15 protein-coding genes are annotated in these 24,223 nt (G+C 72.1%); 4 read left to right on the plus strand and 11 right to left on the minus strand.

The window, feature by feature from the left end; genetic code table 11:
* The first annotated feature begins 25 nt into the window (after positions 1-25).
* The gene (locus IE206_RS15545) at positions 26-1,396 is read left to right on the plus strand and encodes an ABC1 kinase family protein (RefSeq protein ID WP_189962742.1); all 1,371 of its coding nucleotides are present in this window, start codon (positions 26-28) and stop codon (positions 1,394-1,396) included.
* A gap of 58 nt (positions 1,397-1,454) precedes the next feature.
* Here IE206_RS15545 and IE206_RS15550 read toward each other — a convergent pair whose 3' ends face one another.
* From IE206_RS15550 to IE206_RS15570, 5 genes are all read right to left on the minus strand, one after another.
* Complete coding sequence (locus IE206_RS15550) at positions 1,455-1,646, minus strand: hypothetical protein (protein WP_189962899.1); 192 nt, start codon at positions 1,644-1,646, stop codon at positions 1,455-1,457.
* Between the two features lie 120 nt (positions 1,647-1,766).
* Positions 1,767-2,090: a putative WhiB-interacting protein gene (locus IE206_RS15555; RefSeq protein ID WP_114038864.1), complete on the minus strand. Its 324-nt coding sequence runs from the start codon at positions 2,088-2,090 to the stop codon at positions 1,767-1,769.
* Positions 2,087-2,455 (minus strand): WhiB family transcriptional regulator, encoded by a 369-nt coding sequence (locus tag IE206_RS15560; RefSeq protein WP_053729898.1) that lies wholly within the window; start codon positions 2,453-2,455, stop codon positions 2,087-2,089. The genes IE206_RS15555 and IE206_RS15560 overlap by 4 nt, the downstream gene beginning before the upstream one ends.
* A gap of 166 nt (positions 2,456-2,621) precedes the next feature.
* Positions 2,622-2,975: a hypothetical protein gene (locus IE206_RS15565; RefSeq protein ID WP_189962743.1), complete on the minus strand. Its 354-nt coding sequence runs from the start codon at positions 2,973-2,975 to the stop codon at positions 2,622-2,624.
* Between the two features lie 179 nt (positions 2,976-3,154).
* Entirely contained in the window at positions 3,155-5,338 is a 2,184-nt protein-coding gene (locus IE206_RS15570) for an ATP-dependent DNA helicase UvrD2 (RefSeq protein ID WP_189962744.1), read from the minus strand.
* 263 nt (positions 5,339-5,601) lie between these two features.
* On the opposite strand from IE206_RS15570, the gene IE206_RS15575 reads away from it, so the two are divergent.
* Entirely contained in the window at positions 5,602-5,844 is a 243-nt protein-coding gene (locus IE206_RS15575; protein WP_189962745.1) for a mycoredoxin, read from the plus strand.
* 110 nt (positions 5,845-5,954) lie between these two features.
* Here the strand turns inward: IE206_RS15575 and nudC are convergent, their stop codons facing one another.
* The 5 genes from nudC to IE206_RS15600 form a co-directional block, all read right to left on the minus strand.
* Complete coding sequence (gene nudC / locus IE206_RS15580; protein WP_373300922.1) at positions 5,955-6,917, minus strand: NAD(+) diphosphatase; 963 nt, start codon at positions 6,915-6,917, stop codon at positions 5,955-5,957.
* Positions 6,918-6,988: 71 nt separating this feature from the next.
* On the minus strand, positions 6,989-8,404 hold the full coding sequence (locus IE206_RS15585; protein WP_189962746.1) for a dipeptidase: 1,416 nt from the start codon (positions 8,402-8,404) through the stop codon (positions 6,989-6,991).
* A 10-nt stretch (positions 8,405-8,414) separates the two neighbouring features.
* Positions 8,415-11,990 carry an ATP-dependent helicase gene (locus IE206_RS15590; protein ID WP_189962747.1) on the minus strand — a complete coding sequence of 1,192 codons (3,576 nt, stop codon included), beginning with the start codon at positions 11,988-11,990 and terminating at the stop codon, positions 8,415-8,417.
* A 238-nt stretch (positions 11,991-12,228) separates the two neighbouring features.
* The gene (locus IE206_RS15595; RefSeq protein WP_189962748.1) at positions 12,229-15,591 is read right to left on the minus strand and encodes an ATP-dependent helicase; all 3,363 of its coding nucleotides are present in this window, start codon (positions 15,589-15,591) and stop codon (positions 12,229-12,231) included.
* A gap of 161 nt (positions 15,592-15,752) precedes the next feature.
* Positions 15,753-16,166, minus strand: a complete 414-nt coding sequence (locus IE206_RS15600) for an MGMT family protein (protein ID WP_189962884.1) — start codon at positions 16,164-16,166, stop codon at positions 15,753-15,755.
* A 212-nt stretch (positions 16,167-16,378) separates the two neighbouring features.
* Here IE206_RS15600 and IE206_RS15605 point away from each other — a divergent pair, with 212 nt between their 5' ends.
* Complete coding sequence (locus tag IE206_RS15605) at positions 16,379-19,417, plus strand: lysylphosphatidylglycerol synthase transmembrane domain-containing protein (RefSeq protein ID WP_226599887.1); 3,039 nt, start codon at positions 16,379-16,381, stop codon at positions 19,415-19,417.
* An 85-nt stretch (positions 19,418-19,502) separates the two neighbouring features.
* On the opposite strand, the gene IE206_RS15610 is transcribed toward IE206_RS15605, so the two are convergent.
* Positions 19,503-20,237 (minus strand): YwiC-like family protein, encoded by a 735-nt coding sequence (locus IE206_RS15610; protein WP_226599889.1) that lies wholly within the window; start codon positions 20,235-20,237, stop codon positions 19,503-19,505.
* A 266-nt stretch (positions 20,238-20,503) separates the two neighbouring features.
* Here IE206_RS15610 and IE206_RS15615 point away from each other — a divergent pair, with 266 nt between their 5' ends.
* A complete protein-coding gene (locus IE206_RS15615; protein ID WP_189962749.1) occupies positions 20,504-24,223 on the plus strand; it encodes a nitrate reductase subunit alpha in 3,720 nt (1,239 codons plus the stop codon).

Raw genomic sequence — 24,223 nt, forward strand, 5'->3', positions numbered from 1 at the left:
TGCTGTCTGGGATTTGGAGGGGCGCATGTCTGATCTTCCCCGGAAGGCGGTCACCCGGACCGCCAAGCTGGCCGCGCTGCCACTTGGCTTCGCCGGCCGGGCCACCTGGGGCCTGGGCAAGCGGATCGGCGGGAAGTCCGCAGAGCTGGTGGCGCGCGAGCTCCAGCAGCGCACCGCCGAGCAGCTCTTCAAGGTCCTGGGCGAGCTGAAGGGCGGTGCCATGAAGTTCGGGCAGGCGCTGTCCGTCTTCGAGTCGGCCCTCCCGGAGGAGGTCGCCGGCCCCTACCGGGCCGCCCTGACCAAGCTCCAGGAGGCGGCGCCCCCGATGCCGACCCGCACGGTCCACGCCGTGCTGGAGGAGCGGATCGGCGCCGACTGGCGGGAGCTGTTCCTGGAGTTCGAGGAGAAGCCGGCGGCGGCCGCCTCGATCGGGCAGGTGCACCGGGCGGTGTGGCACGACGGGCGCGAGGTGGCCGTCAAGGTGCAGTACCCGGGGGCCGGCGAGGCGCTGCTCTCGGATCTGACGCAGCTCAGCCGGTTCGCCCGGCTGCTCGGCCCGCTGATTCCGGGGATGGACATCAAGCCGCTCATCACCGAGCTGCGCGACCGGGTCTCGGAGGAGCTGGACTACGAGCTGGAGGCGCGGGCCCAGCGCGAGCATGCCGCGGAGTTCGCGGGCGACGGGGATGTGCTGGTGCCCGATGTGGTGCACCAGTGCGACCAGGTCCTGGTGACCGAGTGGATCGAGGGGATACCGCTCTCCGACGTGATCAAGGAAGGCACACCGGAACAGCGGGACCGGGCCGGGCAGTTGCTGACCCGGTTCCTGTTCTCCGGCCCGGCCAGGACCGGGCTGCTGCACGCCGATCCGCACCCGGGCAACTTCCGGCTGCTGCCGCCCGAGAAGGCGGGCGGTCAATGGCGGCTCGGGGTCATGGACTTCGGCACGGTGGACCGGCTCCCCGGCGGGTTGCCCGCGACGATCGGCGAGTCCCTGCGGATGACGCTGGAGGGCGAGGCCGAGGCGGTGTACGAGCTGCTGCGCGGGGAGGGCTTCGTCAAGGAGTCCATCGACCTGGATCCGGACGCGGTCCTCGACTATCTGCTGCCGATCATCGAGCCGGCCCAGGCCGACGAGTTCACCTTCAGCCGGGGCTGGATGCGCGGGCAGGCGGCCAGGATCGCCGATCCCCGCTCCCCCGCCCACCAGTTGGGCAAGCAGCTCAACCTGCCGCCGTCGTATCTGCTGATACACCGCGTGACGCTGTCCACCATCGGGGTGCTGTGCCAGCTGGACGCGACGGTGCGCATGCGGGACGAGCTGGAGGAGTGGATGCCCGGGTTCCTGGCGGAGGCCCCCGGCGAGTCGGAGCCGGAGGCGGCCGAGGAGGCGTGAGGGCGAGCCCGGGGAGACCTGAGGGCGGGCCCGGGAGGCCTGTGGGGCGGCCCGGGCGCTACCACCAGGAGGCGTCGAGCCTGCCTTCGATGGCCCTGATGTTGGCGCGGGCGCAGTCGTCGCAATAGTAGTGGCCGGTGCCGTTCTCGACCGAGTAGGTCCAGGTCGGCGGTGGGCCCTCGGCAGGGGCCGGGGTCCCGCAGTGGGAGCACACGATGGTTTCGGCCACCGGCCGATTCTGGTCGTCCACCTCGCGACGATACCGCCGCGCCCGGCCCTTTGGGGCCACAACGCACCGCGGGGGCCGGTCCGTTCGGACCGGCCCCCGCGTCTTACTGCTTACTTCCTGGTCGTGCCGGGACGCCTGCCGTCAGTGCATGACGGCCATGGCGAGGGCACGGCGGGCGCGCATCGACGCGCGCTCGGCGCGCCGCTGCATCCGCCGGGCGGCGACCATGCGTACGGCCTGGCGCTCCACCTCGGCTTCCCGCAGCCGCTGATGCATATGTGCACGGGCCAGGGCTTCTGGCATGAGTTGCATTTCGAGGGTCCTGTTCTGACGCGACTTGTTCGCGCCGGTGGTGGTGAAGTCTGGGGTCGCGGAGCCGGTGGGCTCGCTGGCGGACGTCGTCATCGGGGCCTGCTTCTGGGGGTCGTTCGTTCGGGGGTGGTCGATGGTTCCCGGGCGGTTCATGCCGCGACCGGGTTCTTGCGCGGGCGACCACGCGGCCGCTTGCGGGCAACGACCACACCCTGGACGAAGAGCTCGCCGCCCCAGACGCCCCACGGCTCGCGCCGCTCCTTGGCACCGGCGAGGCAGGCGGCCATCAGGGGGCAGGTCTGGCAGAGCGACTTGGCGTACTCGACATCGGCCGGCGACTCGGCGAAGAAGACCTCCGGGTCGAAGGAACGGCAGGGGACGGGTACGCCGAGGTTCTCGATGGCGTCGTCGAGCGCGGTGAGCGCAGTGAGGGGAGTCAAGGCGGGGTCCTCCGTGAGACCGGGCGGGGGGAGAGTCGGGGCGGGCGGTACGGACGGGGCGTGCGCTTCGAGTTGCACGGTGATTTCTTCCTCGTCTTGTTCGGCTGTGTCGGTCCGGCCGGTCGGCCGGGTTTCGGCTGGCACCGAGGCCCCCTTCACTCCGTCCGTCCCGTTCGGGACAAACAGAAGGGCCGCGGATCCCTGATGGGGTTCCGCGGCCCTGAAGGCGCCTGCCTGATCTGGATCAGGCTGGATCACTCCAGGGTTCGAGCCCACGGAAGGCCCACATCATGTGGTGCTGGTACTGCTTCGTCTGCTTCTCGGCTCCGGCACCGGTCGCCGCAAAGGCGTGGGCCTGAGCCCGTCCCTTCGCTACTGCTGCTCCCGGCGCCTGGATCGGTCGCTCATTGCGCTCGTCACGCACGGGGAGGCTCGCCAGGGAGGCCGGGACGACGGCGGAGATGCCGACGAGACCGGAGGCGCCGGCGGACAGACCGGTGCCCTGGAACGAAGAGCCGAGCGTGCAGGTGGCGGCGACCGAGCGGTCCGTCACTTTGGTGCTGATGAAGCTGGTGGTGATCTCGATGTAGCTGGCCACTGGTCTCGCCTCCTCTCGGCGTCTCGGGGACTTCGGCCTCGCGGCCTGATCCCATGCGTATTCGGATAAGTACAGCTAAGTACAGCACGGAGACCGGGCTTCGGAGAAGCTCTCGTTTCCGTGGTTAAGAACCTATGGGGATTCCTGGGGCGGGCGCAAACTATTTTTTCGACGAGTTTTCATGAACCTGCCTCGTCGACTCCTCCAGGCTCCTCACCTGCGCAGATGGCCAGGACATCGGTGCCGAACCGATCCAGCTTGCGGGCGCCTACGCCGGAGATCACCGCGAGCTCGTGCCCGTTGGACGGCACCGCCTCAGCGATCGCCATGAGCGTCTTGTCCGTGAAGACGACGTACGGGGGCATGCCCAGCTCCTGCGCCTGGTGGGAGCGCCAGTCGCGGAGCCGCTCGTACAGCGCCTCGTCCATGTCCGAGGGGCAGTCCTCGCAGCGCATCAGCTTCATCTCGCCGGCTTCGGTGAGTGTTTTCCCGCACACCCGGCACAGCACCGGGCCCCGGCGGACGCGCTTGCGGACGGCGGGGCCGCGCTCGATGCCGCCCGCACCGCCCGCCGCCGCCCGGGCGGCGCGGGAGCCGGTGCCCGGGCGCAGGCCGTCCAGGAACTGGCTGGGACGACGGTGGGCCCGGCCACCGGGAGAGCGCGAGAGCGACCAGGAGAGCGCGAGGTGGAGCCGGGCCCGGGTGACGCCGACGTACAGCAGCCGGCGCTCCTCCTCGATCTGCTCGGCCGTCTTGGCGTACGTGATCGGCAGCATGCCCTCGGTGAGGCCGACCAGGAACACGGCGTCCCACTCCAGGCCCTTCGCCGCGTGCAGCGAGGCGAGGGTGACGCCCTGGACGGTCGGAGCGTGCTGGGCCTCTTCCCTGGCGCGGAGCTCGGCCCCCAGGTCGGCCAGCGTGGCGTCGGGCTTCGCCCGCGCGTAGTCCTCGGCGAGGCGGACGAGGGCGGCGAGCGACTCCCATTTGTCGCGCATCGCGCCGGAGCCCTTCGGGGGCACCGCCGTCCAGCCCTTGGTGCCGAGCACGGCCCGGACCTGGGCGGGCAGGTCCACGGCGTGGTCGAGCAGCGAGTCGTTGCGGCCGGCCACGGAGGCGCCCCTGAGGGCGGTCGTCGCCTCGCGGACCTCGGGGCGCTCGAAGAACCGCTCGGCACCGCGCAGCTGGTAGGGCACGTCGAGATCAGCCAGGGCCTGCTCGTAGATCTCGGACTGGGCATTGATCCGGTACAGCACCGCGATCTCACCGGCCGGGACCCCGGAGCGGATCAGGTCGCGGATGTGCCGGGCGACACCCTCGGCCTCGGTGGGCTCGTCCCCGTACTCCGTGTAGACGGGCTCGGGGCCCTTCTCGCGCTGCGAGACCAGCTCGAGCCGGTGCTCGGCGGCGCGGCCGGTGGCCTGGTTGAGCAGCCCGTTGGCGAGGTGCACGACCTGGGGGGTGGAGCGGTAGTCCCGGACCAGCTTGACCACCGTCGCGCTCGGGTGGCGGGTGCGGAAGTCGAGGAGGTAGTCGGGGGTGGCGCCGGTGAAGGAGTAGATGGTCTGGCTGGCGTCGCCCACCACGCACAGGTTGCCGCGATCGCCCACCCACAGGTCGAGCAGGCGCTGCTGGAGGGGGCTGACGTCCTGGTACTCGTCCACCACGATGTGCTGGTACTGGTTGCGGACCCACTGGGCAAGGTCCTCCCTGGCTTGGAGCACACCGACCGTAAGGAGCAGCACGTCCTCGAAGTCGATCACCATGCGGTCCTGCTTGAGCTGCTCGTACGTCCGGTAGATCTGGGCGATCTCGGCCGGGTCGCGGGGCGGCTCGCGGTGCGACGTGGCGACGGACGCCGGGTAGTCCTCGGGCACCCGCTGGGTGACCTTCGCCCACTCGATCTCGCCGGTCACGTCCCGCAGCTCGTTGCGGTCGAGGCGCAGCCCACTGCGGGCAGCCGCCTCGGCGACCAGCTGGACCTTCCGCTCGACGAGCCGGGGCATGTGGCCGCCGACCGCCTTGTGCCAGAAGGCCTGGAGCTGGTGCAGGGCCGTCGCGTGGAAGGTGCGGGCGTTGACGCTGCCCACGCCGAGCTCCCGCAGCCGGCCGCGCATCTCGGCGGCCGCCCGGTTGGTGAACGTAACCGCCATCACCCCGGCCGGGAGGTAGACCCCCGAACGCACTCCGTACGCGATCCGGTGGGTGATCGCGCGGGTCTTGCCCGTGCCCGCGCCGGCGAGCACGCACACCGGGCCGTGCAGGGCCGTCGCGACCTCGCGCTGCTCGGGGTCGAGCCCGTCGAGCACCGCGTCGGCCGTGTCCGGGACCGGCGGGAAGAGAGTGGAGTGCGTTGCTGATGTCACCCCGCAATGCTGCCAGGTCGTCCGGGACCGGTGTGCCGCGTTGTCCACAGGCGACGCCCGCAGTCGTACTAATGCGGGCCGCGCCGCCTCCCGCGGGCGCCGGGCACCTGGCCGGACGGCCAGCGGGGCGGGTGCCGTGGCGATTCGGTCACATGGGGGCGCGGTGCGGGAATGGTGGTCGGCCCCCGTACGTTCCAGAGCGTGCGGAACCGCATTTCGGCGGGGCGCGCACGCCAGTCAGCGATACAGAGGAGCGCGAAGACATGCCGGGCACTGTGACGATGTACAGCACCACCTGGTGCGGCTACTGCCAGCGGCTGAAGAAGCAGATGGACCGCGAGGGCATCGAGTACACCGAGGTCAACATCGAGCACGACCCGGCGTCGGCGGCGTTCGTGGAGAAGGCCAACGGCGGCAACCAGACGGTCCCGACCGTGCTCTTCCACGACGGCTCGACGCTGACCAACCCGTCGCTCGCGCAGGTCAAGCAGAAGATCGGCGTCTGAGAGCGCCCGTACGGCGACTGAAACCGGAAGGCCCCCGTCCGAGCTCAACCTCGGACGGGGGCCTTCCGTATGTGTGGATCCGGGTCGTGGATCGGGGTCGTGGGCCCGGGTCAGTGCGTCGGCTTCGGCAGGGGCTTGCCGTACCAGAGCTCGATCAGGCGGGCCGCGATCGAGATGCCGTACGGGGGCAGGACCTCGCCGGAGTCGAAGGCGGCGGCCAGGTCCTCGCGGGAGAACCAGCGGGCCTCGTGGATCTCCTCGCCGTCCACGTTGATCTCGGACGAGGTGGCCTTGGCCATGAAGCCGAGCATCAGGCTGGACGGGAACGGCCAGGGCTGGCTGGCGACGTACTCGACCGGGCCGACCGTGACGCCGGCCTCCTCGAAGACCTCGCGGCGCACCGACTGCTCGATGGACTCGCCGGGTTCGACGAAGCCCGCGAGGGTGGAGAAGCGGCCCTCGGGCCAGTGCACCTGGCGGCCGAGCAGCGCCCGGTCGTGCTCGTCGGTGACCAGCATGATCACTGCCGGGTCGGTGCGCGGGTAGTGCTCGGCCCCGCACGCCGGGCAGCGGCGGATGTGGCCGGCCGCCGCGATCACGGTGCGCTCGCCGCAGCGGGAGCAGAAGCGATGCAGGCGCTGCCAGTTCTCCAGGGCGACGGCGTGCGTCATCAGGCTCGCGTCGCGCGGGGACAGCAGGAGGCCGGCCTCGCGCAGTCCGGCGGGCCGGGCCGACTGGTCCATGCGGCCGGGCAGGGCGTCCTTCTGGAGGGCGAAGTAGCTGACGCCGTCCTCGTCGGTGCCCAGGAAGTAGCGGTGGGTCTCGGTGACCGGGGCCTCGAAGGCCGGGGTCATGACGAGCTCCGTACGCCCGTCGGGGGCGTCGTCGATCAGGGCCTGGCCGCCGGAGACCACGAAGACCCGGGTCGTCGGGTGGCTCCAGGCGGCCGCCAGCCACGCCTCGTCGAGGCGGTGGTGGGCCGCCCGGTCGATGCCGCTGGGCGCGGTGAGACCGATCGGCGTGGCGAGCCCGATCGGCTGGTCCGTGATGGCTTCACTGCTGGTGGTGCTCACAGGTGCTTCCAACTCCCCCGGGTGGATGGTGTGTTCAGCGATTTCTGTCAGCCGGTGGTCAGGCTGGCGGATCAGGCTGTGGTGGCGGCGAGGTCGCTCCACAGGTGGGCCGTGGTCTCGACGCCCTTGAACAGCAGATCCAGTTCGACCTTCTCGTTGGGCGCGTGCCAGCCGTCCGAGGGGACCGAGATCCCCAGGAACAGGACGGGCGCCGCCAGTACGTCCTGGAGGTCGGCGGCAGGTCCCGAGCCTCCCTCGCGGGTGAAGCGGATCTTCGTGCCGAAGGCCTCGCTCATCGCCCGCACGACGGACTGGAGCGCCGGGTGGCCGAGCGGCGTGAGGCACGGCCGGGTGCCCGCGCTCCAGGTGATCTCGTGCCGGATTCCGGCCGGGATCCGCTCGGCGGCCCAGTGGGTGACGAGCTTCTCGATGTGCTTGGGGTCCTGGCCCGCGACCAGGCGGAAGGACAGCTTCACCATCGCCGACGACGGGATGATCGTCTTGCCGCCGGGGCCCTGGTAGCCGCCGCCGATGCCGTTGACCTCGGCGGTCGGGCGGGCCCAGATCCGTTCGAGCGTGGAGAACCCGGCCTCGCCCAGGGTCGCCCGCGACTTCGCGGTGCCCAGCCACTCGGCCTCGTCGAAGGGCAGCTCCGCGAAGAGCTCTCGCTCGGCGTCGGTGAGCTCCGCGATGCCGTCGTAGAAGCCGGGGATCGTGACGTGCTCGTCGGCGTCGTGCAGGGCCGCCACCAGGCGGGCCGCGGCCGTCGCCGGGTTGGGGACGGCGCCGCCGAAGGAGCCGGAGTGGATGTCCTGGCCGGGCCCGTACAGCTGGATCTCGCACTCGGCGAGGCCGCGCATGCCGGTGCACACGGTGGGGGTGTCCTCGGACCACATGCCGGTGTCGGAGACGATCACGGCGTCGGCCGCGAGGCGCTCGGCGTGCTGCTCGACGAGGGCCCGGAAGTGCGGCGAACCCGACTCCTCCTCACCCTCGATCAGGAGCTTCAGGTTGACGGCGGGGGCGGTGCGGCCGGTGGCGGCGAGGTGCGCGCGGACTCCGAGGGTGTGGAAGAACACCTGGCCCTTGTCGTCGGCGGCGCCGCGCCCGTACATCCGCCCGTCGGTGATCACGGGCTCGAACGGATCGGTGTGCCAGCCGTCCTCGCGGGCCGCGGGCTGCACGTCGTGGTGGCCGTAGACCAGGACGGTGGGCGCGCCCGCCTCGCCCGAGGGCCACTCGGCGTAGACGGCGGGGGCGCCCGGGGTGTCCAGGATCTCGGCGACCGGGAAGCCGGTCTCGCGGAGCTTGGCGGCGAGCCACTCGGCACTGCGCCGTACGTCGGCGTCGTGGTCGGGCTGGGCCGACACGGACGGGATGCGCAGCCACTGTGCAAGGTCGTCGAGGAAGGCGGCGCGGTGCTGCTCGATGTACGTGCGCACCGTCTCGGTGGCGGTCTGGACGGCGCTGTCCGGGGTCTCGCTCATGTCCTTGAGCCTATCCGGCCGGGGGCGGTGGCCTGTCCGCCGGTCCGCCCTGCGGACTGCGCCCGAGCAGGATCGCCTCCAGCTCGGCGCGGCCCGGCAGGTGGGCCGGGCGGACCGTCTCACCTGTGCGTACGTACACGAACGCGGCCCCGACCGACTCCAGCGGGACACCCAGCTGCTCGGCCCAGGCGACCCGGTAGACCGCCAGCTGGAGGGGGTCGGCGGTGGCCTGCCGGCCGGTCTTCCAGTCGACGATCTCGTACGTGGCGCGGGAGCCTTCGCCCTCCTTGTAGACGGCGTCGATCCGGCCCCTGATCACCCGGCCGGCGAGCGTCAGCTGGATGGGGGCCTCGGTGCGGTACGGGGTGCGGGCCGCGTACGGGGTGCGCTCGAAGGCCTCCTTGAGGGCGGTCAGATCCCGCTCGTCGGCGATGTCGGCCTCGGTGTCGTCCGCCCCGGGCAGCTCGTCCGGGCCCAGCATCGGCAGCGGGAGCTCCTCGAAGCGGGACTCCACCCAGGCGTGGAACCGGGTGCCCCGGCGGGCGGCCGGCTGGGGGCGGCGCGGCATGGGGCGGGCCAGGTCCCGGGCGAAGCCGTCCGGGTCCGCGGCAAGGCTGAGCAGCTCGGACGCGGTGAGCGAGGCCGGCACCTCGACCTCGCGGGTGGCGGCGCGGGCCCGGCGGAGCTCGGTGGTGAGCGCCTCCAGGTCGCGGTCCCAGGAGTGCAGGGTGCGGCGGTCCTCGGGGGTGAGGCGGGGGGCGGGGACGCCGGCGGGGGCCTGCGCCAGGGCGTGGTCGCGGACGCGGGTGTGCTCGACCGGCGCGGCCGGGGCGTGCTCGATCTCCGCGTCGGCGGACGGCGGGGCGGTGGCCGGGCGCCGGGTGGGCAGCAGGTCCCAGTCGTCGGTCAGGTCGACCGGGTGCCCCGACTCCCCTTCTCCATAAGGAGGGAAGGGCTCGTCGTCGTAGAGCTCGCCCTCGTGGGGATCGTCCTCGTACGGATCGGCTTCATGGGGCGCGCTTTCGTACAGCCCGTCCCCATAGGGCTCGTCCCCGTAATCCGCGTCCTCATAAGAGGCGGGCGCTTCCTCATGCGGAGCCTCCGCGACCGGGGTCGCCAGATGGGCAAGGACTCGTTCCGCGGCGGCGCGGCGGCGGGCCAGGGAGTCCGGGTCGAGCGGGAGGGGCCAGGCGTGGGTGGTGGCGGACTCGTGGAGGGCGGGGTTCTCGGCGTCCTCGGCCGGTTCGTCCGCCCACGCCTCGATCTCGCCGTGGCCCGCCGCGCAGTGCTCGTACAGCGCGTGCAGGAACGCGGAGGGGCCCCGGGGCTTCTTCTGGCTCGGGCCCCACCAGTGACCGGAGCCGAGCAGCAGGGTGCGGGGGCGGGTGAACGTGACGTATCCCAGCCGCAGTTCCTCGGTGTGCTGGTGGTCCTTCATCGCCTCCTTGAAGGACTTGAGGCCCTTCGCGTCCCACTCCTCGACGACCGGCAGCGTCGGGGCGTCGCCGCGCAGGGCGTGCGGGAGGACCTTCGCCTGGGACGTCCAGGCCTCCCTCGACTGGGTGGAGGGGAACGTTCCGGTGACCAGACCGGGGACGGCGACGACGTCCCACTCCAGGCCCTTGGACTTGTGGGCGGTGAGCACCTTCACCGTGTTCTCGCCGCCGGGCAGCGCGTTGTCCAGGCCCTTCTCGTACTGGGCGGCGGTGCGCAGGAAGCCGAGGAAGGCGAGGAGCGAGGCCTCGCCGTCGAGCGCCGCGAAGCTCGCCGCCGTGTCGAGGAAGCCGGAGAGCGTCTCGCGGCGGCGGGCTGCCAGCGCGTGCGGGGAGGCGGAGAGCTCGACTTCGAGGCCGGTGACACTCAGGACGCGGTGCAGTACGTCCATGAGCGGGTCGGCGAGCGAGCGGCGCAGGTCACGCAGTTCGGCGGCGAGGCGGGCGAAGCGGACGCGGGCCTCGGCGGAGAAGGGCAGCTCGTCGTCCTCGGCGCCTTCGAGGAAGGAGTCCAGGGCGTCGGCGAGCGAGATCACCTCGGCCGGGTCGACCCCTTCGACGGCGTCGGCGAGGCGCTGGTCGGGGTCGTCGGACGCGCCGGTGACGCGGCGTACGAGATGGCGGGCGCGGCGGCCGAGCAGTGCCAGGTCGCGGGGGCCGATGCGCCAGCGCGGGCCGGTCAGGATCCGTACGAGCGAGGCGTTGGCGCCCGGGTCCTGGAGGACTTCGCAGACCGCCACGAGGTCGGCGACCTCCGGCAGGTGGAGCAGCCCGGAGAGGCCGACGACCTCGACGGGGACGTCGCGGGCCACCAGGGCGCCCTGGATCTGCGGGAAGTCGCCCGCCGTACGGCACAGGACGGCGATCTCGCCCGGGGCCTTGCCGGTGCGCACGAGGTGGGCGATCGAGTCGGCGAGCCACTCGATCTCCTGCTCGTGGGTGTCGAGCAGGGCTATGCGGACGCTTCCGTCCCGCTCGGCGCCGGGGGCCGGACGCAGCGCCTCCACGCCCTCGTGCATCGAACGCAGCGGCGCGGCAAGGGAGTTGGCGAGGTCGAGGAGGCGGCCGCCGCTGCGGCGGTTCTCGGACAGGGCGTAGCGGGTGGCGGGGCGGCCGTCGGCGTACGGGAAGTGGCGGGGGAAGTCGTCGAGGTTGGCGACCGAAGCGCCGCGCCAGCCGTAGATGGCCTGGCAGGGGTCGCCGACGGCGGTCACGGCGTGGCCGGTGCCACCGCCGAAGAGCGCGGCGAGCAGGCGGCGCTGGGCGACCGAGGTGTCCTGGTACTCGTCCAGGAGCACCACCTTGAACTCCTCGCGCAGGATCCGGCCGACCTCGGGGTGAGTGAGGGCGAGCTCGGCGGACAGCGCGATCTGGTCGCCGAAGTCGAGCAGGTCTCGGCTCTTCTTGGCGGCGCGGTAGCGAGTGGTGAGGTCGAGCAGTTCGAGCCGGGCCGCGGCGGCCTCGGGCACCTTGCGCAGCTCGGCGTTGCTGAGCCTGGCACCCTCCAGGGTGCGCAGCAGGTCCCGGTCGTACGTGGCCAGACGCTCGGGGCGTACGAGGTGTTCCGCGAGCTCGGCGTCGAGCGCGAGCAGGTCGCTGACCAGGGACGCGAACGACTTGGTCAGTGCCGGGTAGGGGCCCGGGGCCTCGCGGAGCACCCTGGCGGCGAGCTGGAAGCGGGTGGCGTCGGCGAGGAGGCGGGAGGTGGGCTCCAGGCCTATGCGCAGGCCGTGATCGGTGAGCAGGCGGCCCGCGAAGGCGTGGTACGTCGAGATGCCGGGCTCGCCCTGCTCGGGCTCCGCGGACTCCGGGTCGGTGATGCCGGCCCTGATCAGGGCGGTGCGTACGCGCTCTGCGAGCTCGCCCGCGGCCTTGTTGGTGAAGGTCAGCCCCAGGACCTGCTCCGGGGCGACCTGGCCGGTGCCCACCAGCCATACGACCCTGGCCGCCATGACGGTCGTCTTCCCGGAGCCGGCTCCGGCCACGATGACCTGCGGGGCGGGCGGGGCGGTGATGCAGGCCGTCTGCTCCGGGGTGAAGGGGATGCCGAGGAGCGCTTTGAGCTGCTCGGGGTCGGTGAGGGGGGTGGGCACGGTTGTCAAGGGTAGTGGGGGGTGCTGACAGTGGGGGCCGGGTTCAGGCCGGGGGCGCCTGCGGCGGGCTTTCCCCCACCCCGCCCCTTCCCGCCGTGACACTCTGCGGCTCCGCCGCGTGGCCTCCGGGGGTGGGTGGGGAGGGGAGGTTTTCCCGGGGGCCACGCCCCCAGACTCGCGCGGGGGCTCCGCCCCGGACCCCGCCAGGGTTCCTCTTGGGCCCCATGTGGAACGTCCCCTACTCCACCACCTGCCGCCCCTCCGGCTGGGCCGTGCACGACGCCCTGAACGTGCAGTGCGTGCACTGCGTGCCCGGCGTCGGGGTGAAGCGTTCGTCCAGGACTTTGCCTGCCGCTGTGGCCAATAGGTCGCCCACCCACTCGCCTGTCAAGGGCTGCTGGGACTGGACCTTGGGGTACGCGTCGCCGCCCTCGCGTTGGGGGGCGGGCTGGCGCAGGTGGACCAGTTCGGCGCCGCCGGGGTCGGGGCGGTGGCCGTCGAAAGCCTCGTCCAGGGCGCCCTCCCGCACCGCGAGCTGGTAGACGGCGAGCTGCGGGTGGGCGGCCACCTCGGCGGCCGTGGGCGACTGCTTGCCGGTCTTGAAGTCGACGACGTACGCGCGGCCCTCCACATCCTGCTCGACGCGGTCCATGGAGCCCCGGATGCGCACCTCGTACTCGCCCGCCTCCAGGGTCACGTCGAAGCCGTGTTCCGTGGCGACCGGCGTGCGGCCCGCGCGGTCCAGGGTGTGCCACTGGAGGAAGCGTTCCAGGGCGGCGCGCGCGTTCTGCTTCTCCTGGAGCGACTTCCAGGGTGCGTCGAAGGCGAGCGCGTCCCACACCGAGTCGAGGCGTTCCATCAGGACGGCCAGGTCGGCCGGCGTACGGCCGGAGGCGACCTCGTCGGCCAGGACGTGGACCACGTTGCCGAAGCCCTGGGCGGCCGTCGCGGGCGCGTCCGCCTTGACCTCGCGGCCCAGGAACCATTGCAGGGCGCAGGTGTTGGCGAGCTGGTCCAGGGCGCTGCCCGACAGGGCGACCGGTACGGTGCGGTCGCGCAGCGGGACCTGTGAGCGGGTCGGCTCGTACAGGCCCCACCAGCGGTGCGGATGCGCGGCCGGGACCAGCGGCTGGCCGTCGTCGTCGGCCAGCGCGGCCAGCCTGCCGAGGCGTTCGGCGGCGGCCTCGCGCAGCGCGTCGGAGGCGTCCGGGTCGACGGTCGTGGCGCGCAGCTCGGCGACCAGCGCGGCCACCGCCAGGGGGCGGCGGGGGCGGCCCGTGGTGTCGCGGGGCTCGACGCCCAGCTCGGTGAGGAAACGGGACGGCTGGTCGCCGTCGTCGGCCGGGGCCTTGACGGCGGTCACGACGAGGCGGTCCCGGGCGCGGGTGGCCGCGACATAAAAGAGGCGCCGTTCTTCGGCGAGCAGCGCGCCCGGGGTGAGCGGTTCGGCCAGGCCGTCGCGGCCGATCCGGTCGGCCTCCAGGAGCGAGCCGCGGCGGCGCAGGTCGGGCCAGAGTCCTTCCTGCACCCCGGCGACCACGACCAGGCTCCACTCCAGGCCCTTGGAGCGGTGGGCGGTCATGACGCGTACCGCGTCCGGGCGGGCGGCCCGGCGGGTCAGGGTGTCGGCCGCTATGTCCTGCGCGTCGACCTCTTCGAGGAAGTTGAGCGCGCCCCGGCCGCCGGTGCGCTCCTCGGCGCGCGCCGCGGTGTCGAACAGGGCGCAGACGGCGTCCAGGTCGCGGTCGGCGGCCCGCCCACCGGCCCCGCCGCGCAGCGCCGCGCGTTCCAGGCGCTGCGGCCAGGGGGTGCCGTTCCACAGCTCCCACAGCGCTTCGGCCGCGGTGCCGCCGCCCTCCAGGAGCTCGCGGGCCTTGCGCAGCAGCGCGCCGAGACGCTGGGCGCCGCGGGCGTACGAGGGGTCGTGCGCGACGAGCCGTTCGGGCTCGGCCAGGGCCCGGGCGAGCAGCACGTCCGAGGGGGCCGGGACGCGATGGCCCGCGGCCCGCTCCTCGTCGCGCAGGGCCCGCCCCAGGCGGCGGAGGTCGGCGGTGTCCAAGCCGCCGAGCGGCGAGGTGAGCAGGGTGTGCGCGGTCTCGGGGTCGAGCGAGGTGGGGGGTGGGGTCGGGCTGTCCGCCGCTCCCCTGCGGGGGTGCACGAGGCTGACGGGCGCGGACACCGGGCCCTCTGCCGACGCCCCGCCCTCCGGGGACCCCTTCGCCGTCGCCTCCGCCACCACCCGCAGCGCCGTCAGCAGCAAAGACACCGCCGGCTCGTCGCGCAACGGGGTGTCCGCGCCCGACGTGTCCACCGGGATGCCCGCCGTCGTCAGGGCGCGGCGCAGGGCCGGGACCGTGCGGGTGCCCGCGCGGACCAGGACCGCCATCTCCTGCCAGGGGACGCCCTCTTCGAGGTGGGCGCGGCGCAGCAGGTCCGCGATGTTGTCCAGCTCGGTGGAGGCGGTGGGGTACGTGTACGTCTCCACGCGGCCGCCCGTACGGGTCGGCGACAGGTCGCGGTGCGCGCGGACCCGCTCGGCGGGCAGGCGCGGCAGCGGCATGCGGCGGGTCAGCAGCCGCGTCGCGTCCAGCAGGGCCGTGCCGGAGCGGCGCGAGGTGGTGAGGACCTCGACGGGCGCCGGGCTCCCGTCCGTACGCGCGAAGGTGTCGGGGAAGTCGAGGATGCCGTTGATGTCGGCACCCCGGAACGTGTAGATCGACTGGTCCGGGTCGCCGAACGCCACCAGCGTGCGCCCGCCGCCCGCCAGCGCCTTCAGGAGCCGTACCTGCGCCGGGTCGGTGTCCTGGTACTCGTCGACGAACACCGCCTCGTAAGAGGGCAGCTCGATGCGCTCGGCGAGAAGCACCGCGCGGTGCACGAGTTCCGCGTAGTCCAGGACGCCCTGGAGGTCGAGGACGTCGAGGTATTCGGCGAGGAACGCCGAGGCCGCCTTCCAGTCCGGGCGGCCGGCGCGCTCCGCGAAGCGGGCCAGGGCGTCGGGGCCGAGGCCCAGTTCGCGGCTGCGGGCGAGCACCGCGCGCACCTCGTCGGCGAAGCCGCGCGTGGTCAGGCAGGCCCGCAGCTCGTCGGGCCAGCGCACGTGCGCGAGCCCGGTGCGCTGGAGGTCGATCTGCCCGGCCAGGAGGTCGCGTACGGCCACGTCCTGTTCGGGGCCGGACAGCAGGCGCAGGGGCTCGCGGAACAGCTCGGCATCCTGGTGTGCGCGGACCAGCGCGTAACAGTACGAGTGGAAGGTCGTGGCCTGCGGGCTCTTCGCGCCGGCGCCGAGGCGCAGCGCCATCCGGTCGCGGAGCTCGACCGCGGCCTTGCGGCTGAAGGTGAGGACCAGGATGCGTTCGGGGTCCGTGCCGGCCGCCACCTTGGCCGCGACCGCCTCCACCAGGGTGGTCGTCTTGCCGGTGCCGGGCCCCGCGAGCACGAGAAGCGGACCCGAGCGGTGGTCAACCACCCTGCGCTGGGGTGCGTCAAGGAGAGGGGGATCCACCGGGTCCGGCGGGGTACGCACCAGTCGGTACGCGCCGGGGGACCGCCGACGTACCTGCTGGTACGTCTGACGCCCGGTGGAAGAGGAGGAGCTCACGTGGATCGCCGGTCCTGGTGGGTGTGCTGGTCGTGATGGTGGTTACGAGGCCTGCGCGGCCCGCGCAGACCCTCGACGGTACGCCGAACCGCGCCCGGCACGCAGCGAGTCATCCGTACGGTCCTCAGGCCGCCCCCGGCATCGCCGGATGGCGGAAGCTGTCAGGTATGAGCCGCTCCGCCGTCGAGCCCGCCGACCGCACCGTCCGTGGTGCCGTCCCAGCGCGCCCGGCGCATGTCGAGGCTCGGCAGATGGCCCTCGGCGGACCGGCCCGCCTCGCGCAGCGGGGTGCCCTCGTCGCGGTAGTGCCCCAGGGCCCTCAGCTCGTGTCCGGGCAGGAGCTGCCCGTCCGACCGCACCACGCGCCACCAGGGCACCGCGCCGCCGTAGAGCGACATGACCCGCCCGACCTGGCGCGGCCCGCCCTCGCCGAGCCACTCGGCGACGTCCCCGTACGTCATCACCCGGCCCGGCGGGATGTGTTCGGCGACCTCGAGGACCCGTTCCGCGTATGCGGGGATCTCGGGCAGTATCCCGCCCGCCCGGTCCCTTTGCTCCTCGCTCATCCGCTCCATCCTGCCGTACGCCACCGACAGCCGCCCCGCGTCGGGTCATATCCGGGCGCCGTCCGGTCGTGGAGCGGCAAAGGGGCGCAACTCACACAGCGCACGCCCGGGCAATGCACCCTGATGCCCCCCTGGGATCTCTGGACATGCCACCATCATGCGGGCGGTGAGCGGTGATACGAGACAGAGACAAGACGGACGAGGCAGCGAAGGAGCGGGGCGTGCAGCCACCCGAGGCGGCGGCCGGCAGCACCCCTGAAACGGGGCGGCAGCCCGCCGCACCCGATGCTCCCGGGCCGGCGGGAAACGACGCGACACCGGGTGCCCAGTCCCACCCAGGAACCGGACCCGAAGACTCCGCGAGCCACGCGGACGACGAGCGCTCCGAGGCCCCCGAAGGTTCCGCGAACCGCGAAAACCCCGAGGCCCACGAAGGTCAGGGGGGCCACGAGGCGAACGAGGGCCCTGACACTCACGGGCGCCTGGAAGGGCCCGGCGCTCACGAGGACCGCGAAAGCCCCGAAGGCGACCAGCACTCCGACGGCTCCGCGAGCCCCGGGGGCGACCAGCCCCCAAACGGCTCCGCCGGCACGGACTCCGGCCGGTGCGGCAAGGGCGGCGACGCCCTGTGCGACGACACCTCGGGCTCCGTCGAGCGCGTCTCCGTGGACGAACCGCTGCTGCCCGCCCGCGTACACCGCCCCTCGGATCTGCTCCGGCTGCTCACCGGTGTGCTCGCGATCGCCGTCGTCCTGGCCATCGCCGCGTTCGCGCACGGCACCACGTCCGGCCTGGAAAACGACATCACCAACGGCACCACCGGTGCCCCCGACGTACTGATCCGCCTCGCCGGGCTCGCCTCCAGCATCGCCGTCCTCGTCCTGCCCGTCGCCTTCGCCATCGAGCGGCTGATCAAACGTGACGGCCTGCGGATCGCGGACGGCGTGCTCGCCGCGGTGCTCGCGCACGGCGTCGCCCTCGCCACCGACCTGTGGGTCGCCAAGTCCGCCCCCGGATCGATCACCGAGGCGCTGACCCGGTTGTCGCCCTCGGGCTCCCTCACCGACCCCGTGCACGGCTATCTCGCCCCCGTCATCGCCTATATGACGGCCGTCGGAATGGCCCGCCGGCCCAGGTGGCGGGTCGCGCTGTGGGCGGTGCTGCTGCTCAACTCCTTCGCCGTACTGGTCGGCGAGCAGACCACCCCGTTCTCGATCATCGTGACGATCCTGATCGGCTGGACGGTCGCGTACGGCACGCTCTACGCGGTCGGCTCCCCCAATGTGCGGCCCACCGGGCAGACCCTGCTCGCGGGGCTCCGCCACGTCGGCTTCAACCCGGTGACCGCGCTGCGCGCCGAGGACGTCCCCGACTCGATGGACCAGGGCGAGCGCGGCCGCCGTTATCTGGTCACGCTGCAGGACGCCCCGCCCCTCGACGTCACGGTCGTCGACCGAGAACAGCAGGCGCAGGGCTTCTTCTACCGGGTGTGGCGTCGCCTGACGCTGCGCTCCATCACCACCCGTCGCTCGATCCAGTCGCTCAGACAGGCCCTGGAGCAGGAGGCGCTCCTCGCGTACGCGGCGATCGCGGCCGGGGCGAACGCGCCCAAGCTGATCGCCACCTCCGAGCTCGGCCCGGACGCCGTGATGCTGGTGTACGAGCACACCGGCGGGCGTTCCCTGGACTCCCTCGACGACAAGGAGATCACCGACGACCTGCTGCGCGAGACGTGGCGGCAGGTCGAGGCGCTCCAGTCGCGGCGGATCGCGCACCGCAGGCTGGCCGGCGACGCGATCCTGGTGGATCGTTCCGGCAAGGTGATCGTGACGGATCTGCGCGGCGGCGAGATCGCCGCGGGCGACATCGTGCTCCGGATGGACGTCGCCCAGCTCCTGACCACCCTCGGCCTGCGCGTCGGCGCCGAGCGCTCGGTCGCCTCCGCGCTCGACGTGCTCGGCCCGGACGTGGTCGCCGACAGCCTCCCGCTGCTCCAGCCCATCGCGCTGAGCCGCTCCACCCGCGCGACCCTGCGCAAGCTCGGCCGCGAGCAGGCGCAGCGCGAGCGCGAGGCGGTCCTGGAGGCGTCGGACGCGGCGAAGGAGGCGAAGGCCGCGGAGGCGGCCGCCGCCAAGGAGGCCGCCGCGCACCCCGAAGCCGTCCCGGTCCTGGACGACCGCAAGGCCGTCAAGGCCGAGAAGAAGGCCGAGAAGCTGGCCATCGACGAGGCCCTGGAGGAGGCGAAGGAGGACGATCTGCTCACCCAGATCCGTCACCAGGTGCTGCTGATCCGCCCGCAGGCCCCCGTCGAGCCGGTACGCCTCGAACGCATCAAGGTGAAGACGCTGATCAGTTTCGTGGCGGGGGCCTTCGCCGCGTACTTCCTCCTGGTGCAGCTCACCAACATCAAGTTCGGGGATCTGATCGCGAACGCGCAGTGGGGCTGGGTCGCGGCGGCCGTACTGTTCTCGGCGCTGTCCTACCCGGCCGCGGCGGCCAGCCTGCTCGGCTTCGTGCCCGAGCGGGTGCCGTTCTGGCGGGCGGTGACCGCGCAGGTCGCGGGCTCGTTCGTGAAGCTGGTCGCGCCGGCCGCGGTCGGCGGTGTCGCCCTCAACACACGGTTCCTCCAGCGCGCGGGTGTACGTCCGGGGCTCGCGGTGGCGAGTGTCGGCGCATCGCAGCTCTTCGGGCTCGCCTCGCACATCTCTCTGCTGCTGATCTTCGGGTACGTGACGGGCACCGAGCAGACCTCGGAACTCTCGCCGTCCCGCACAGTGATCGCGGGTCTGCTCACAGCCGCGGTACTGATCCTGGTCGTGACCGCGGTCCCGTTCCTGCGGAAGTTCGTGGTCAGCCGGGTCCGTTCGCTGTTCGCGGGTGTGGTGCCGCGCATGCTGGACGTGCTCCAGCGCCCGCAGAAACTGATCACCGGGATCGGCGGCATGCTGCTCCTGACGGGCGTGTTCGTGATGTGCCTGGACGCGTCGATCCGTGCGTTCGGTACGGGGAGCGAGCACACGCTGAGCTACGCGAGCGTGGCGGTGGTCTTCCTGACGGCCAACGCGCTCGGCTCCGCGGCGCCGACGCCGGGTGGTGTCGGCGCGGTCGAGCTGGCCCTGTCAACGGCGTTGACGATCGCCGGCATGACGGCGGAAACGGCCACCTCGGCGGTGCTCCTGTACCGCCTGCTGACCTTCTGGCTCCCCGTCCTGCCGGGCTGGCTGTGCTTCAACTATTTGACGAGGAAGGGCCAGCTGTAGGGCGCCGCGTTCCGCCCGCGGACGAAGTTCCAGGAGGGCAGGCCGCCCAGGGGCGCGGGACCCCGCGGTCGGCGGCCGCCCGCGCTCAGAAGACGGCCAGCACCGTCCCCAGCAAGGCCAGCGAGGCCGCCACCTCCACCGCTCCCACCACCCCCACCTTCAGCCCCCGGCCGGGCAGGAGCGCCGCTCGCAGCAGGTACAGCGCGAACGGGGCTGCCAGCCACGGGTTCAGCAGGGTCGCCAGTGCCGGCGCCACGCCGTGATACGCCACCGAACCCCCGTAATACGCCCGCGAGTTCCGCTCCCTGATCATTGTCTTCACGTACGGGACCGTCCCCGAGAAATACAGCAGGCAGGCCAGCGCCGGGGCGAGGCCGGCGTCCCACGATCCACCCCCCAGCCGCAGCGTCACCAGCAGCATTCCGCACGCCGGGACCACCGCCGCCAGGCCGTTCCACAGCGCCCGCTCCCGATTGGCGTACGCGTAAAGGGAGTTGAGCAGGACGAACGGGGCCGCGCATGCCGCTGCCGGCAGCAGCCACGGGTGCAGCGCGGCCGGCGGGAGGCCGAAAAGCAGGGCCCCCGCTCCGAAGCACGCCGCCGGACGGACATGGCGGCGCGGCGCCTTCGGGTTGCGGGTTAGCCGGCTCAGGCGCAGCCACTGCTGGAAGTGGTACGCCGCGAGGTAGCCGAGTAGCCAAGCCGCGAGCAGGGGCAGATGCGCCCAGCGCGGGTGGCCCAGGAACGTACCGGCGAGGAACGGGACGGCGAGCATCGCCCACGCCCCGTGCTGGTTCGGCAGCCAGCGGTTCCGGCTCACGGCGGCCCACCTTTCCCCTTCCGAAAAGGGTTCCCGAAATACCCGAAAGGACAGGACGCCTTAGGCACTCGGCACGTTTCCCATCATCCCAGCCCGCCCCCGGGACAATCGCGGAATTAGGTCACCGCCCGCTGGGACCAAAGTCCCCGGGTTCCAAGAAATGGCGGGCGTAGGCTCGTTGATGGCCGTCCGGAGGCGTCCGCATTTCCCGACACCTCGTCCGGAAAGGCCCGCTCACATTCTTTTTCGGGCCGGAGGAGTTTCCGTTGCAAAAGAAGCCAGAGCATCCCCGCGGCATTGCCGACGCACTCGTGCGGGCGGGCAGCTTCTTCACCCGCGCCGAGGTCCCTGACGATCTGCGCACCGTGCACCGCACCGGCGGCCGGCAGGCCGAGTCCTTCTACCGGGACCGCTGGAGCCACGACAAGGTCGTGTACTCGACGCACGGCGTGAACTGCACCGGCTCGTGCCGCTGGAAGGTGTACGTCAAGGACGGGATCATCACCTGGGAGACCCAGGCGACCGACTATCCCTCCGTCGGCCCCGACCGCCCCGAGTACGAGCCGCGCGGCTGCCCCCGCGGCGCCTCCTTCTCCTGGTACAGCTACTCGCCGACCCGGGTCCGCCACCCGCACGTACGCGGCGAGCTCCTCAAGATGTACCGCGAGGCCAAGGCACGCCTGGGCGATCCGGTGCTCGCCTGGGCCGACATCCAGAACGACGCCGCCAGGAGAAGGAGGTACCAGAAGGCGCGCGGCAAGGGCGGTCTGGTACGGGCGAGTTGGGAGGAGGCCGTCGAGATCGTCGCGGCCGCCCACGTCCACACCATCAAGGAGCACGGCCCGGACCGGGTCGCCGGCTTCTCCCCCATCCCCGCGATGTCGATGGCCTCGCACGCGGCCGGCGCCCGCTTCCACTCCCTCATCGGCGCGCCGATGCTCTCCTTCTACGACTGGTACGCGGACCTGCCGGTCGCCTCCCCGCAAGTCTTCGGCGACCAGACGGACGTGCCGGAGTCCGGCGACTGGTGGGACGCGGCCTATCTGATGATGTGGGGCTCCAACGTCCCCGTCACGCGTACCCCCGACGCGCACTGGATGACCGAGGCCCGCTATCGCGGCCAGAAGGTCGTCACCGTTTCCCCGGATTTCGCGGACAACACGAAGTTCGCCGACGAATGGATGCATCCGCACCCGGGAACGGACGGCGCCCTCGCCCTCGCCATGGGCCACGTCATCCTCAAGGAATTCTTTGTCGAACGACAGACGTCTTTCTTTGTCGATTACGTGCGCACGTACACCGACCTGCCCTTCCTGGTCTCCCTGAAGGAGACCGAAGAAGGGCTCGTGCCGCACAAGTTCGTGACCGCGGCCGACCTCGGCGAGGACACGGAGAACGCCCAGTGGAAGACCGTCCTCATCGACGACGCCACCGGTGAACCCACCGTCCCGGGCGGCACGTTGGGCCACCGCTGGGGCACGACGCCCGAGTGGAACCTGGACCTGGGCGACACCGTGCCCCGGCTCAGCATGCTCGGCGACAGCGAGGGTGACGGCGAGACCGTCGAGGTCGCGCTGCCCCGCTTCGAGGAAACCGCCGAGAACGCCGAAGGCGTCGTACGCCGGGGCGTTCCGGTCCGCCGCATCGGCGGCCGCCCCGTCACCACCGTGTACGACCTGATGCTGGCCCAGTACGGGGTCGGCCGCGAGGGGCTGCCCGGCGAGTGGCCGACGTCGTACGAGGACGCCCGGACTCCCGGCACCCCCGGCTGGCAGGAGACCCTCACCTCCGTACCGGCGGCCCAAGTCGCCCGCGTGGCCAGGGAGTTCGCGGAGACGGCCGAGAAGTCGGAGGGCCGCTGCATGATCCTGATGGGCGCCGGAACCAACCACTGGTTCCACTCCGAGACCATCTACCGGGCCTTCCTCGCGCTGCTCACCCTGACCGGCTGCCAGGGTCGCAACGGCGGCGGCTGGGGCCACTACGTCGGGCAGGAGAAGTGCCGTCCGGTCACCGGCTGGGCCACCCTCGCGAGCGCCTCCGACTGGACCCGGCCGCCCCGGCACATGATCGGCGCGGGCTGGTTCTACCTGCACACCGACCAGTGGCGCTACGACACGCTGCCCACCGAGGCGCTGGCCTCCCCGCTCGGCGACGGCCGCTTCGAGGGCATGACCGGCGCCGACTGCCTGGCCGCCTCGGCCCGCATGGGCTGGATGCCCTCGTACCCGACCTTCGACCGCAACCCGCTGGAACTCGGCGAGGCCGAGGACCCCGTCCGGCATGTGGTGGACGAGCTCAAGGCGGGGCGGCTCGGCTTCGCGGGCGAGGACCCGGACGCGCCGCGGAACTGGCCGCGCGTACTGAACGTATGGCGCGCCAATCTGCTCGGTTCGTCCTCCAAGGGCAACGAGTACTTCCTCAAGCATCTGCTCGGCACGCACTCCAACCTCCCCGAGGACGGGCCGCGTTGCGCGCCGCGCGATGTGGCCTGGCACCAGGAGGACGTCGAGGGCAAGCTCGATCTGCTGCTCGCGATGGACTTCCGTATGACGTCGACGACGCTGCTCAGCGATGTCGTGCTGCCCGCCGCCACCTGGTACGAGAAGCACGACCTGTCCTCGACGGACATGCACCCGTTCCTGCACGCCTTCACCCCGGCCGTCGATCCGCCGTGGCAGGCCCGCTCCGACTACGACGCCTTCCACGCGATGGCCGAGCGCTTCGGCGAGCTGGCCGGCGAACACCTCGGCGTGCGCAGGGACGTCGTTGCGACCGCGCTCCAGCACGACACCCCGGGCGGCGAGATGGCCCAGCCCGGCGGGGTCGCGCTCGACTGGTCGAAGGGCGAGTGCGAGCCCGTACCGGGGCGGACCATGTACAACCTGACCGTCGTCGAGCGGGACTACGGCGCCGTCGGCGAGAAGTTCGCCGCGCTCGGCCCCCTCGTGGACCAGCTCGGCGTCACCACGAAGGCGATCACCTTCGACGTGGCCGAGGAAATCACGTATCTGGGTGAGAAGAACGGTCTCGTACGAGAAGGCGTGGCGAAGGGGCGGCCTCGTCTCGACACCGCCCAGCACGCCTGCGAGGCGATCCTCTCGCTGTCCGGCACCTCCAACGGGCGCCTGGCGACCCAGGGCTTCGAGACGCTGGAGAAGAAGACCGGGCAGCACATGGCCCACCTCGCCGCCGAGGCCGAGGGCAAGCGCATCACGTTCGCGGACACCCAGGCCAGACCCGTACCGGTGATCACCTCGCCGGAGTGGTCGGGCAGCGAATCGGGCGGGCGGCGCTACACCGCGTTCACCGTCAACACCGAGCACCTCAAGCCCTGGCACACCCTCACCGGCCGCCAGCACTTCTTCCTGGACCACGACTGGATCCACGAGGTCGGCGAGGCGCTGCCCGTCTACAAGCCGCCGCTGAACATGCACCGCCTGTACGGGGAGCCGGAGCTCGGCTCCATAGAAGGGGTGCAGACCGAAGGGCTTCGAAACAGGGGTGGTGGGCGACGGGCGGGCGGGAAGCAGGTCGCGGTCCGCTATCTCACCCCGCACAACAAGTGGGCGATCCACAGCCAGTACCAGGACAACCTGTACATGATGACGCTCGGCCGGGGCGGCCAGACCATCTGGATGTCCCCGCAGGACGCCGAGTCGATCGGTGTGCGGGACAACGACTGGATCGAAGCGGTCAACCGCAACGGCGTGGTCACCGCTCGCGCGATCGTCTCGCACAAGATGCCCGCCGGCACGGTCTACATGAACCACGCGCAGGAGCGCACCGTCGGCGTGCCCAGGACCGAGAAGACCGGGAAACGCGGCGGCATCCACAACTCGCTGACCCGGATCATGCTCAAGCCCACCCATCTGGTGGGCGGCTACGCCCAGTTGACGTGGGCGTTCAACTACCTCGGCCCGACCGGCAACCAGCGCGACGAGGTGACGGTCGTCCGCCGCCGCTCGCAGAACGTGGAGTACTGA

It is taken from the genome of Streptomyces violascens, assembly GCF_014649955.1.
GTDB classification, from domain to species: Bacteria; Actinomycetota; Actinomycetes; order Streptomycetales; family Streptomycetaceae; genus Streptomyces; species Streptomyces violascens.

Bases quoted from the DNA above. Each gene is read 5' to 3' on its own strand.
- IE206_RS15545 (WP_189962742.1), top strand. From the start codon at position 26: ATGTCTGATCTTCCCCGGAAGGCGGTCACCCGGACCGCCAAGCTGGCC.
- IE206_RS15555 (WP_114038864.1), bottom strand. From the start codon at position 2,090: ATGAACCGCCCGGGAACCATCGACCACCCCCGAACGAACGACCCCCAG.
- IE206_RS15575 (WP_189962745.1), top strand. From the start codon at position 5,602: ATGCCGGGCACTGTGACGATGTACAGCACCACCTGGTGCGGCTACTGC.
- IE206_RS15585 (WP_189962746.1), bottom strand. From the start codon at position 8,404: ATGAGCGAGACCCCGGACAGCGCCGTCCAGACCGCCACCGAGACGGTG.
- IE206_RS15600 (WP_189962884.1), bottom strand. From the start codon at position 16,166: ATGGAGCGGATGAGCGAGGAGCAAAGGGACCGGGCGGGCGGGATACTG.